9 protein-coding genes are annotated in these 11,983 nt (G+C 59.7%); 5 read left to right on the forward strand and 4 right to left on the reverse strand.

Features of this window, described 5'->3' with window-relative positions; genetic code table 11:
- Positions 1 to 10 precede the first annotated feature (10 nt).
- Positions 11 to 1,048: an NAD-dependent epimerase gene (locus tag ACTWLJ_RS17750; protein WP_445177770.1), complete on the reverse strand. Its 1,038-nt coding sequence runs from the start codon at positions 1,046 to 1,048 to the stop codon at positions 11 to 13.
- Positions 1,045 to 2,397: a UDP-glucose dehydrogenase family protein gene (locus ACTWLJ_RS17755; protein ID WP_445177771.1), complete on the reverse strand. Its 1,353-nt coding sequence runs from the start codon at positions 2,395 to 2,397 to the stop codon at positions 1,045 to 1,047. The genes ACTWLJ_RS17750 and ACTWLJ_RS17755 overlap by 4 nt, the downstream gene beginning before the upstream one ends.
- 390 nt (positions 2,398 to 2,787) lie before the next feature.
- Between ACTWLJ_RS17755 and ACTWLJ_RS17760 the strand changes: the two genes are divergently transcribed.
- A complete protein-coding gene (locus tag ACTWLJ_RS17760; protein ID WP_445177772.1) occupies positions 2,788 to 4,485 on the forward strand; it encodes a sulfatase-like hydrolase/transferase in 1,698 nt (565 codons plus the stop codon).
- Between the two features lie 124 nt (positions 4,486 to 4,609).
- On the opposite strand, the gene ACTWLJ_RS17765 is transcribed toward ACTWLJ_RS17760, so the two are convergent.
- On the reverse strand, positions 4,610 to 5,629 hold the full coding sequence (locus ACTWLJ_RS17765; protein WP_445177773.1) for a helix-turn-helix domain-containing protein: 1,020 nt from the start codon (positions 5,627 to 5,629) through the stop codon (positions 4,610 to 4,612).
- Positions 5,630 to 5,700: 71 nt separating this feature from the next.
- Here ACTWLJ_RS17765 and ACTWLJ_RS17770 point away from each other — a divergent pair, with 71 nt between their 5' ends.
- Entirely contained in the window at positions 5,701 to 6,633 is a 933-nt protein-coding gene (locus ACTWLJ_RS17770) for a LysR family transcriptional regulator (protein ID WP_445177774.1), read from the forward strand.
- A 144-nt stretch (positions 6,634 to 6,777) separates the two neighbouring features.
- Here ACTWLJ_RS17770 and ACTWLJ_RS17775 read toward each other — a convergent pair whose 3' ends face one another.
- Complete coding sequence (locus ACTWLJ_RS17775) at positions 6,778 to 7,698, reverse strand: LysR family transcriptional regulator (RefSeq protein WP_445177775.1); 921 nt, start codon at positions 7,696 to 7,698, stop codon at positions 6,778 to 6,780.
- Positions 7,699 to 7,791: 93 nt separating this feature from the next.
- Between ACTWLJ_RS17775 and ACTWLJ_RS17780 the strand changes: the two genes are divergently transcribed.
- The 3 genes from ACTWLJ_RS17780 (at position 7,792) to ACTWLJ_RS17790 (ending at position 11,908) form a co-directional block, all read left to right on the forward strand.
- Positions 7,792 to 8,634 (forward strand): helix-turn-helix domain-containing protein, encoded by an 843-nt coding sequence (locus ACTWLJ_RS17780; RefSeq protein WP_445177776.1) that lies wholly within the window; start codon positions 7,792 to 7,794, stop codon positions 8,632 to 8,634.
- Positions 8,635 to 8,732: 98 nt separating this feature from the next.
- Positions 8,733 to 10,559 (forward strand): DUF1302 domain-containing protein, encoded by a 1,827-nt coding sequence (locus ACTWLJ_RS17785; RefSeq protein ID WP_445177777.1) that lies wholly within the window; start codon positions 8,733 to 8,735, stop codon positions 10,557 to 10,559.
- 11 nt (positions 10,560 to 10,570) lie between these two features.
- A complete protein-coding gene (locus ACTWLJ_RS17790) occupies positions 10,571 to 11,908 on the forward strand; it encodes a DUF1329 domain-containing protein (RefSeq protein ID WP_445177778.1) in 1,338 nt (445 codons plus the stop codon).
- The last annotated feature ends 75 nt before the right edge of the window (positions 11,909 to 11,983 follow it).

The following is an 11,983-nucleotide window of genomic DNA, read 5'->3' on the forward strand; positions in this document are numbered from 1 at the left end:
CCGCTGATAGTCAGCCGCGAGCGGCGCGTGGGCGATAGGCAGTGGGGTAGTAATCGCGGAACCAGGCGATGAAGCGCCCGAGTCCCTCGTCCAGTTCGATTCGCGGTTCGAATCCGGTGGCCTGGGCCAGATCGTCGGTCTCGGCACAGGTGTTGAGCACATCGCCCGGTTGCATCGGCAGCAGCTCGACAATGGCTTTCTGACCGAGGTGTTTTTCCATCAGCGCCAGATAGCTTTTCAGCGCCACCGGATGGTGACCGCCAATGTTGAACAGGCACCACGGGGCCATGCTGGTGCCGGCGTCGGGATGCTCGCGATCCCATTCCGGGTGCGCGTGTGGCGGATGGTTTGTGAGGCGGGCGATGCTCTCGACGATGTCGTCGATGTAGGTGAAATCACGCTGGTGTTCGCCATAGTTGAACAGCTTCAACGGCGTGCCATCGGTGATCGCCCGGGCAAACTGGATCGGCGACATGTCCGGCCGGCCCCACGGCCCGTACACGGTAAAAAAACGCAGACCGGTGCTGGGAATGCCGAACAGATGGCTGTAGCTGTGGGCCATCAGCTCGTTGGCTTTTTTGGTTGCGGCGTACAGCGACAGCGGATGGTTGACCCCGTCATGTACCGAGTACGGTATGTGCTGGTTGGCGCCGTACACCGAACTCGACGAGGCGTAGATCAAGTGCTCGACCGGGTGATGCCGGCAGCTTTCAAGAATGTTCAGGAAACCGCTGAGATTACTGTCCAGATAGGCCCGAGGATTTTCCAGCGAATAACGCACCCCGGCCTGCGCCGCGAGGTGGATCACCACTTGTGGTTGTTCGCGGACAAACAGTGCATCGATGGCCGGCGCGTCGGCCAGATCGATGTTGGCGAGGTGAAAGTCACCGACCTGATCACGCACCCAGTCCACACGATCACGTTTGAGCTGCGGGTCGTAGTAGGCGTTGAAATTATCCAGACCGACCACCGTGTGTCCCTCACGCATCAGCCGCAACACGCAATGTGCGCCAATGAATCCGGCCGCGCCGGTGACCAGGATTTTCATGGCCGCAACCCTTCAGGAGCAATGTGGCGCAGCCCGATACCGGTGTAATGCAGGCCGGCGGCAGCCACGTGTTCAGGGTTGTAGAGGTTGCGACCGTCGACGATCACCTTCGAGCGCAGCTTGCTCGCCAGCAACTCGAAATCGACCACGCGGAAATTTTTCCACTCGGTGCAGATCACCAGTGCGTCGGCGTCTTCCAGCGTGTCATCGCGGGTTGCGCACAGGTGCAGATCGTTGCGGTAGCCATAAATACGCCGGCATTCGGACATCGCTTCCGGGTCGTAAGCCTGGACGCTGGCGCCTTCGGCCCACAGCGCATCCATCAGGTAACGGCTTGGGGCTTCGCGCATGTCGTCGGTGTTGGGTTTGAACGCCAGACCCCACACGGCAATCGATTTGCCGGCCAGACCCTTGGGGAATTGCGCTTTGAGTTTGCTGAACAGAATGTGCCGTTGCGTGTCGTTGACCTCAGTGACGCTGCGCAGCAGTTTCAGCGGCATGCCGTTGTGTTCGGCGGTGTGCAGCAGGGCACGCAGATCCTTGGGGAAGCACGAACCACCAAAGCCGCAACCGGGATAGATAAAGTGATAACCGATGCGCGGATCGGAGCCGATGCCTTTACGCACCGCTTCGATGTCGGCACCGAGCAATTCGGTGAGGTTGGCCAGTTCATTCATGAAGCTGATGCGCGTGGCGAGCATCGCGTTCGCGGCGTACTTGGTCAGTTCGGCGCTGCGGTTGTCCATGAACATCAGCTTTTCATGGTTGCGGCAGAACGGCGCGTAGAGCTCGCTCATCTGCTCGCGGGCCTCGTCGTCAAGGGTGCCGACGATAATTCGGTCCGGACGCATGCAGTCGGCGAGGGCGCTGCCCTCCTTGAGAAACTCGGGGTTGGAGACCATCCGCACCTTCAGCGCGCTTTTGCCACGCCGTTGCAGTTCTTCATTGGCGGTGGCGGCGACTTGATCGGCGGTGCCGACCGGTACGGTGGACTTGATGATCAGCGTGCGATCGGCCTCCATGTGCGAGGCGATTTGCCGCGCCACATTCAGCACATGGCTGAGGTCAGCGGAGCCGTCCTCATCGGCCGGTGTGCCCACGGCGATGAAAATCAGCTCGGCGTGCTCAACGGCATCGCTGGCCTGGGTGCTGAACAACAAGCGACCGGCCTTGATGTTTTCTTCCAAAGTGGCGGACAAACCGGGTTCGCTGATTGGCGGTACAGCTTGTTGTAGTTGTTTAATCTTGTTCGAATCAATATCGACACACAAAACGCGATGTCCGACATCGGCAAGTGCCGCTGCTTGTATCAGGCCAACATAGCCCGTACCAAATACGCTCACGTCCATATTGGCGTGCCTCGTAAGACGGTGAAAAAGAATTAAAATCGAACTGTCAAAAGGGGTATAGCGCAGGGTGAGAAAAGCGTGTCAGCAAAATGACATGTTGCACCTGTATAACACCTCGAATTTTTCGGGCGATTGGCCATCAAGTGCTTGCTACGTCTCGATTTGTCCCGTGCTTGACGCTTTTTTCACATTTAGAAGAATGCGATAGACGGTCACAGGCCGCGAAATTAAAGGCTTGTAGCGGCTGGAGTGTGTCAGATTTGAGTCAACGTTTTTTTGACGCTTTCGATAAAAACCAGCCATTTCTTGCGCTTTGATGGCCGGGTGCTAGTGTCAGATTTTCACCGACAAATGATTGACCAAAAGCCGTTTCGAGCGACCGGAATTGCCATGTTTCGATATTCGAAAGAACTGCTTCTAGTTATTTACCTGCTGCTTTATTCCGAATATTACGTAGATCGGTTAAATGCTATCGGCATGGGCCCGGCTGTACTTCTTTTTGGCGCGATGTTTTTGGCGCTGACGATAGCGTTATATCTAACGGCCTATATCCGCCAGACACTCATTCGGCATTTATTCGCATTGGCGATGTTTGTTTCGGCGGTGTTTTTCGATGTATATACCCGGGTTACTGCCGATTACCTGAGTTACAGCAGCTTTGTTTCGCTGGTGTACTCCGGTGGCTTTATTCAGGAAGCCGCGTATCAGTACCGCGATGCGATCATTCATGGAGCGCTCACGGGCCTGTTGCTGTTGTTCGGCATCGGTCTGAAACCGCGTCATGCGCTTGTTGTGCCGAATGCGTTACGTGTGGCGGCGCCGCTGTGTGGCGTGTTGTTACTCAGCGCGGTGTTGTTTCTGCGGGCGGGTGAGGGCGCGCGCGGCTTGCCGATCATGTATACGCCGCTGGCCTATCTGAACCTGTTTGCCTATGAAGCGCTGCACAACACCGTCGGCCCGCGTGAGCCGGTGACGCTGGCGCGCAACGGGCAAGCGGTCGGCCATGACATCGTGCTGATCATCGATGAAAGCATTTCCGGCAATTACCTGGACATCAACGCGCCGTTCGGTGTGCACAGCAATCTCAAAGAGGCGCACCCCGGCGTCGATATTTTCAATTACGGCTATGCCGCCTCCGTCGCCAATTGCAGCGCCGACACCAACGTCACCCTGCGCTACGGCGGCACCCGCACTGACTACATGCGCATCAACAGCACGCTACCGTCGATCTGGCAGTACGCGAAACAGGCTGGGTTGCGCACGGTGTATATCGACGCGCAGCGCACCGGCGGCAATCTGCAGAACCTGATGACCGATACCGAGAAGAAGGACATCGACGAGTTCGTCCAGTTTGATCAGACCAGCGTCCGTGACCGCGACATGGCGGCAGCGGCGAAGCTGATCGAGTTGCTCAACGACGACAAACCGGAGCTGGTGGTGATCAACAAGGTCGGCGCGCATTTTCCAGTACACGACAAATACCCCGATGCCTTCATGGCCTACCGTCCGACCCTGCCACGCGGGCAGTTCACAGAGGTCGCGGATACCGGCAAGCGCGACGGTTTCAACGGGCAGCCGGATGACTGGGTGCTGTATCGCAATGCCTACAAGAACACCGTGCTATGGAATGTCGGCGAGTTCTTTGCGCGGGTGTTTGCCCAGGCCAATCTGAACAATGCGCTGCTGATCTACACCTCCGACCATGGCCAGGACCTGCATGAACGCGGTAATCCCGGGCTCAATACGCATTGTGGCGGTGATCCGGTGGAAGAGGAGGGGTTGGTGCCGCTGGTGGTGATTTCCGGCAGTGAGCTGAAAACCCTCGACTGGCAGGCGCAACTGGCGACCAACAAGAACCGCTCCAGCCACTACAACATCTTCCCGACGCTGTTGCAGTTGATGGGCTATGACCTGACGGGGATCGAGGCGGTGTATGGCAAACCGTTGACGGTGCCGACGGCTGACGACTTCACCTTCAACTACCGCTTCAATGCGCGGCTGGGGGCCAAGCCGGAGTGGAAGCATATTGATTTGAATACCATCGTTACGCCGGGTGAGGCGGGGTCCAATGTGGCGGTGGGGGAGTGAGGTTTGTAGTGGGCTCACTGGCCTTATCGCTTGCAGGCAAGCTCCCACAGGGATTGGCGTCGTACCCGCTTCAACTGTAGGAGCTTGCCTGCAAGCGATGAGGCCCGCTCAATCACCGCAACTTCTAAACCTTGATCCACCGAGCCCGATAAACCCCCGGCGCACACCCCAGCCACCGCAGACACGCCCGGTTGAAACTCTGCACATCGCTATAACCCAGCCGATCAGAAATCTGCACCAATTCCAGCTCCGCCGCCTGCAGCAAATCCTCCGCACGATAGCGCCGATACTCATCCAGCAACTCTGAAAAACTCCAGCCCAGCGCTTTAAGCCGCCGCGCTGCCGTGCGTTCCACCAGATGTCGATCAGCGCAAAACTGCTTCCAGTCGGCACTCGCCAGATCCTCGATCAAGTAATCGCTGAGTTGCTCCAGCAGCGTCGATTCGCAGTGGCTGCGGGTCTGTTCCAGCAACTCGACCAAGGTCTGTTCCAGCCCCTGATTGCCCGGAGTCAGTGGCGCAGTGAACAACTGCGGATCAAGTTGAATCGCCGGGTACTCCTGCGAGCCATGCACCGGCGCCCGAAAGGCCTTTTCATGTTCTTCACTGCTCGGCGAAACCAGCGTCACCGCCAATACCGGATCACGCTCAAGACCACTGGCGAGCAACTTGCGTCGCAGCATGCTGCACAGGCTGACGAGGATGTAATCGGCAATCGGCGCGCACGCTTGCAAGCTGCCGGCGTCGAGCAGACGCAGTTCGATTGCATCGCCGTCACGCACGATCTGCGCCCGGTAATGGCCGTTGAAAAACGGGAAAAAACGCACGAAGTAATCGCAGGCGCTTTCCAGCGAAACAGCCACGTCGAACAGATAGGTCAAGCCATTGGTGGCGGTGGAAACGAAGCGCCGGCCCGCTGCCAGACCGATCAACGGGTCGTCGGTCTGTTCTAGCGCAAACGCCCAGAAGCGCCGCGACAGCACCAGCGGAATGCGCATGAACGGCGTGCGCAAGTCGAACAGGCTGCGGTGGAATTGCGCTTCGATGGCTTCGCGGCTGATACCTCGGGCGAGCAGTTCTTCGATGGCCGGCAGCAGGGTCGGCGCGTAAAAGGCGTTGGCGGGTAGCTGATCGCTTTTTGTCATTTGGGGCTCACCGCTTGTTCCGGGACACTGGTTAGGCTGGCCGACGTTAAGCGATTTGCCGGAGCAAGACCATGCTTGATTTACGCCAGCTCGACCTGAACCTGTTGCTTGCCTTCGATGCGATCTACCAGCAACGCAGCGTCACCCGTGCCGCGCAGGTGATGAGCCTGTCGCAACCGGCGATGAGCAATGCATTGCGGCGGCTGCGCGATTTGTGCGGCGATCCGCTGTTTATCAAGAGCCGGCTCGGAGTGACGCCGACGCTGGTGGCGCATCGGCTGGCCGACTATGTGCGCAACGCGCTGGAGTCGTTGCGTGAGGGTTTGCGCATGATCCCGGCAGCGCGGCAGAGCAATCCGTTGTTGCGCATCAGTTGTCTGGATTGCCTGCAACCGGTGCTGCTCGACGCACTGCTGGAGTCGCCGCATGCCGACTGGCAGGTGCGCTACTTTCAGCCACGTCGGCGCGACGCCTTGCAGGATCTGGCCAGCGGCAAACTCGACATCCTCATCGACATCGATCAGCCCTTGGCCGGACTCAATGGTTTGCACAAACGCAGTCTGCCGGCGGATCACTATGTGTTCGCCTATGGCGAAGCTTTGCAGGAACCACCGCGTACGTTGCAGGCGTATTTGCAGCAGCCGCAGATTCAGGTGTCGAGCCGGCGTGACGGCTTGAGTCCGGTGGATCTGCATCTGGGCTTGAAAGGCTTGCGCCGGACGATTGCGGTGAGCACGCAAAGCACGCTGGCGGCCAAAGTGATTGCCGACCGCCAGCCGTTTGGTCTGAGCCTGCCGAGCCGGGTCGCCAGTGCGCTGGGTATGCGCCAGGCACCGTTGCCATTGGAAGACGCGGTGGAACTGAAACTGGCGCTGTACATCGAGGCCCGCTATCGCTTCGAACGCAGTCGCGAAGAGGCGATGCACTGCCTGCTGCGCGCCCTTGGTGACCCACAAATTCCAGCCGCTACACCCGCGCAGTGGGAGCGAACTGCTTCGCGATAGCGGTGTGTCAGCCGTTGCGATTTCGGATCCACCGACGCTTTCGCGAGCAAGCTCGCTCCCACAGGGAGTGTGGTGCGTTGACTTTTCGGATCGAGCGCAAAACCCGTGGGAGCGAGCTTGCTCGCGAAGAGGCCGGCACAGAGGTTATGTGCTGGCCAACAGGCGTTGGTCGACTTTGCGGATCGCATCGACCATCGCCAATGCCGCCGGGGTCATGGAGTAGCCGGCGCGGCTGACGATGCCGTAATGCAGTTGCAGGCCGGGATCGTTGCGCGGGACGTCGACGAAGTCGAGCAGGCGGATCAGTCCCAGGTCGACCAGTTCGGTCACGGCTTCCAGCGTGGCGATTCCCACAGCATCGGAGTTCATCACCACGCGGCGGATCGCGTCGAATTGTGCGCATTCGACGCTGGGGTTGAAGTCCGGTTCGCCCTGCACATCGGCGAGGATCTTGCGGATCATCGGCGGAATCCGTGTGCCGACCACGGCGTAATCGAGCAGGGCGCGCAACGGCATATCCTCACGTCCGGCCAGCGGATGATCGATACGGCAGAAAAACCGTCCCTGACGCGGGCGCAGCAGTTGCACCTGATATTGCGGATCACCCGTGAAGTAGCGCGCATCGGCCACCAGAAATTCAATCTGCTGCTCACGCAACCACAGCGCCAGTTGTTCCCAGTCACCAAGGTGGAAGCGCGTACGAATCGCCGGATGTGCCTGAATAAACTCGGCCAGCGCTTCCGGCACCAGCAGTTGCGCCGGATACGGTCCGCTGCCGAATTGCAGTTCGCCACCGGTCAAACCGTTGTACTGCGTGAGTTCGTTATGCAGCGCCTGACTGCCGGCGAGCAGGCGTCGGGCATGTTGCAGCACCAGTTCGCCCTGGCCGGTCAGACGAAATTCGCGGCTGCTGCGTTCGACCAGCGCGCAATCCAGGTCACGCTCCAGCGTCTGGATGCTGCGGCTGAACGCCGGTTGGCTGAGATTGATCGCTTCGGCAGCGCGGCCAAAGCTGCGGTAATCGGCGAGGGCCACTAAGTGGCGAAGCTGTCGCAAATCCATCATGCGTCTCCTGCATTCTGCGGATACTTTTAATGCATTTGATCGATATCACGCCGACTGGCATAAGTACACGCCTGTCTTTCAGTAGTCGCCGCCATGTCCACCCCCACATTCGCCTCCAGCGCTTTCACCCGGACGATTCTCAGCCACGCCGAGCAATCCGGTTTGTGCCCGCAAAACCTGCTCTTGTTGGCCGGCATCAACCCGACGGCGCTGATCGATCAGGATCGGCAGATCCCTGCGCATCAGGTCGAACAATTGTGGCGTGAATGCGAACAGGCCGGCGCTGCGCCAACCTTCGGCTGTGAGCTGGTGAACAGTCTGGCGACCACTTGTCTGCAAGGGCTGAACATTTTGCTGGATTCGGCACCGAGCCTGCGCGCGAGCCTCGAATGCTTCGTCAACTTTGTACCGAGGGTGACCAATTACGTGGTCGCCGAGCTTGAGGAAGTCGGAGAGGTCGCGCACTTGCACCTGCGTCCGGTGCAAGGCCAGCCGCATCATTTCGGCCTCGACGCCGGGACGATTACGCTGGTGCGTAACATCGCCCGACGGCTTGGCAAGACGCCGGCGGAAGTCTTCGCCAGCGTCAGTTTATGTCCGCCGCAAGCCGCTGGAGACTGGCTGCGTAGCGTCGGCATTCACGTCGAAGAGGGCGCACATCCACGTCTGACACTGCATCGCTCTAGCCTCGATGAGGCGTTGCTTGGTGCCAATCCGTTTCTGCACCAGAGCATGTTGCGCCATTGGCAGACGGAGGTTTCGCCGGCCAATCGCAGCGACAGTCTGGAGTTGGCGCGGCACTGGCTGACCGCTGGCGATCAGCCGATCGAACGCATCGCCGAGCGCCTCGGTTATCGCCAGCCGAGCAACTTCATTCGCGCGTTCCGCAAGCAGTTCGGTATCACTCCGAAGCAGTTCAGGCTCAATCCGCTGTAAGTACGCTGATGATTGTTTTTTGTCGGTCATCGCTTGTGTGTGCCGGTCGCAGGTTGGGCACCGTGTCAGTGCTGAGCAAACCTGACCGGAGCCCAATAATGATAAAAAAAAGCTCGGTCGCGCCCACAGTCCTCAAGAGACTGAACCGGCGTGGCCACACCCGTACGCAACCCCTGACTCTGGCGATTCTCGCCGCACTGTCGAGCCCCGGCTATGCCACCAGTTTCGACCTCAACGAAGACTGGAGCCTGTCGACCAAAACCACCCTGACGCTGGGCAGCAGTTGGTCGACGCAAAACCCCGACAAAAGCCTGATGACCCGCGCCAACGCCTTGCAAGCCCAGGGCGTGCACGCCAACGGCAGCAGCGTCAGCGCCGATGACAACCGGCTGAATTTCGAGAAGGGCGATCCGATCTCGCAGAACTTCAAGGGCCTCACTGATTTTAGTCTCGACGGCCAGGGGCAGGGCGCGTTCATGCGCTTCAAATACTGGTACGACGCCGCCTATGAAGACGGCAACGGACGCTTCAAGAAATTCGACGATTCGGGCTGGGATGACCTGTCGAAATTCAAGGGCTTCAAGATGCTCGACGCCTATGTCTGGAAGGACTTCCAGATCGACGATCATCCGCTCAACGTCAAGGTCGGCAATCAGGTGTTGTCGTGGGGCGAGTCGCTGTTGATCCAGAACGGCATCAACGTGATCAACCCGCTGGACATCTCCGCGTTCAACCGTCCTGGTGTGGAGATCAAGGAAGGGCAGTTGCCGGTGGAAATGGTCTCGTTCAGCTTCGGGATTTCCGACACGCTGAACCTTGAAGGTTTCTATCAGTACAACTGGCGCCCGAGCGTGCTCGATGGTTGCGGCACCTTTTTCGCCAGCAGTGACGCGATCCAGAAAGGTTGCGGGCCGTTGTACCTCAGCCAAGTGCAGACCGATCAGCAGATGCAGGCTGCCGGACTGTATGCGTCGCCAAGGGGCAACGAGTCGCCGTCGGATAACGGCCAGTTCGGTTTCGCCCTGCGCAACATGATCCCGGCCCTCAACGATGCCGAGGCGGCGATCTACTACATCAACTATCACTCGCGGCTGCCGTATTTCACCCTCGACGCGAGGAATGCCTCACTGCCCGGGACCTTTCCCGGTGGCATTCAGGCGCCGACTTACGCGGCGGCGTTTCCGGAAAACATCCACCTCTACGGGATCAGCCTCAACGGCGTCGAGCCTATCAGTGGGATCTCGCTGGCGGGCGAGTTGAGCTATCGGCCGAACATGCCGCTGGCGATTAACGCGCCGGACATCAACGTCGCGGTGATATCCGGGGCGGGCGGCAGTTCGTGGGTCGATCTGCCACCGGGCTTCAACACCAATGGCGGCAGTCGCTATGACGGCTGGGTGCGCAAAGGTGTGTGGCAGATGACCGGGTCGGCGACTCAGGCGTTCGACAACATCCTCGGCGCCACCCGTTTGAGTCTGTTTGGCGAGGCCGGCGTGGTGCACATCGACGACCTTGGCGACGAGCGTCTCGGCCGCAACGCCGCGTTCGGTCGCAGTGCGCCAAGCAATGGCACGGCGTGCAACACCGTCGCCTCCGGGGTCACCAATCAGTACTGCACCGACAAGGGTTTCGCCACCGACTGGTCGTGGGGGTATCGCCTGCGCGCCAGCCTCGAATACAGCGACGTGCTGCCGGGGATCAACCTGATTCCGGCAGTCAACTGGCGGCACGACGTGTCGGGTTATTCCTACGATCCGCAAGGCCCGTTCCAGGAAGGCCAGCAAGCCCTCGGCCTGAGCCTGACCGGCGTCTACATGAACGATTACAGCGTGGAACTGGCTTACAACGCGTTCTTCGGTTCCAACGATTACAGCACTCTCGACGACCGCGATTTTGCGTCCGTCAGCTTCAAGGCAGACTTCTAAGGAGAACCATCATGCGTATGCAATTGTGTGTGCTCGCGCTGGCTTGCAGCGTCGGCCTGGCTCAGGCTAAAGGTAACGATCCGGCGCCGCTGGGCAAGACCCTGACGCCGATGGGCTCGGAAATGGCGGCCAACGCCGATGGCAGCATTCCGACGTGGAGCGGCGGACTGACGAGCAGCGCCGGCACAGTCGACAGCAAGGGCAGTTACAGCGATCCGTATGCGGCGGAGAAGCCGCTGTTCACCGTCACCGCGAAGAACGTCGAGCAGTATCAGAAGTTTCTCAGCCCCGGGCAAATCGCTTTGTTCAAGCGTTATCCGGACAGCTACAAGATGAACATTTATCCGACGCACCGCAGCGCCAATCTGCCCAAGGACGTGCTCGAACAGAGCCGCGCAAACGTCGCCAAGACCACGATGGCGGACGGCGGCAACGGTATGCACGACTACGTGCGGGGGATTCCGTTTCCACTGCCTACCGAAGGTCTTGAGGTGATGTGGAACCACATGACCCGCTATCGCGGCGGCAGTTACGAGCGCATCAGCAGTTCGGCGCTGGTGCGGGAAAACGGTGCGACCAGCTATGTGCGCAACCAGTCGCTGATCAACTTCGCCGACACCGTGTCGGGCCTCGAACCGAACGCCAATACGTTGTTCCTGTTCAAGAGCCGGGTGCTGGAGCCGGCACGCTTGTCCGGCGAAGCGGTGCTGGTGCATGAACCAATCGATCAGGTGGCCGAACCGCGTTCCGCCTGGCAGTACCTGCCGGGGCAACGCCGAGTGCGGCGTGCGCCGATGATCGCCTATGACAACAGTGCGCGTTACAGCAACGGTCTGATCACCGCCGACAACATCGACGGCTACAACGGTGCGCCGGATCGCTTCGACTGGAAACTGATCGGCAAGCAGGAGCTGTTCATTCCCTACAACAGCTACAAGATCGGCAGCCATGCGCTGAAGTACGACGAGGTGATCAAGCCGAACCATATCAATCAGGATCTGGCGCGCTATGAGAAGCACCGGGTGTGGGTGGTCGAAGCCACGCTCAAGCCCAGCGCCCGGCACATCTACGCCAAGCGCCGGTTCTATGTGGACGAGGACAGCTGGCAGATCGCTCAGTCGGACCAGTACGACAGCCGTGGCGAACTGTGGCGCAGCGGCGAGTTGCACGCGATTCAGCAATACGATCATGGCTTCACCTACAACGTGCTGGAAACCTCGTACGACCTGATCGCCGGACGTTATTACGCCGGTGGCCTGGCCAACGAAGAAACCCAGCCGATGCGCGTCGGATTCGCGGCGAAGACCGACGACTACACCCCGTCGGACCTGCGCCGCTGGGCCAAATAACGCGGTTTTGAGTATCACTGCAGAACCCTGTGGGAGCGGGCTTGCCCGCGAAGGCGGCGTGTCAGGCGACAAGGA

The sequence above is a fragment of the Pseudomonas sp. McL0111 genome (genome assembly GCF_052567255.1).

Excerpts from the sequence above, each read along its gene's own strand:
- ACTWLJ_RS17750 (WP_445177770.1), bottom strand. The coding sequence starts at position 1,048 with ATGAAAATCCTGGTCACCGGCGCGGCCGGATTCATTGGCGCACATTGC.
- ACTWLJ_RS17755 (WP_445177771.1), bottom strand. The coding sequence starts at position 2,397 with ATGGACGTGAGCGTATTTGGTACGGGCTATGTTGGCCTGATACAAGCA.
- ACTWLJ_RS17760 (WP_445177772.1), top strand. The coding sequence starts at position 2,788 with ATGTTTCGATATTCGAAAGAACTGCTTCTAGTTATTTACCTGCTGCTT.
- ACTWLJ_RS17765 (WP_445177773.1), bottom strand. The coding sequence starts at position 5,629 with ATGACAAAAAGCGATCAGCTACCCGCCAACGCCTTTTACGCGCCGACC.
- ACTWLJ_RS17770 (WP_445177774.1), top strand. The coding sequence starts at position 5,701 with ATGCTTGATTTACGCCAGCTCGACCTGAACCTGTTGCTTGCCTTCGAT.
- ACTWLJ_RS17775 (WP_445177775.1), bottom strand. The coding sequence starts at position 7,698 with ATGATGGATTTGCGACAGCTTCGCCACTTAGTGGCCCTCGCCGATTAC.
- ACTWLJ_RS17780 (WP_445177776.1), top strand. The coding sequence starts at position 7,792 with ATGTCCACCCCCACATTCGCCTCCAGCGCTTTCACCCGGACGATTCTC.
- ACTWLJ_RS17785 (WP_445177777.1), top strand. The coding sequence starts at position 8,733 with ATGATAAAAAAAAGCTCGGTCGCGCCCACAGTCCTCAAGAGACTGAAC.
- ACTWLJ_RS17790 (WP_445177778.1), top strand. The coding sequence starts at position 10,571 with ATGCGTATGCAATTGTGTGTGCTCGCGCTGGCTTGCAGCGTCGGCCTG.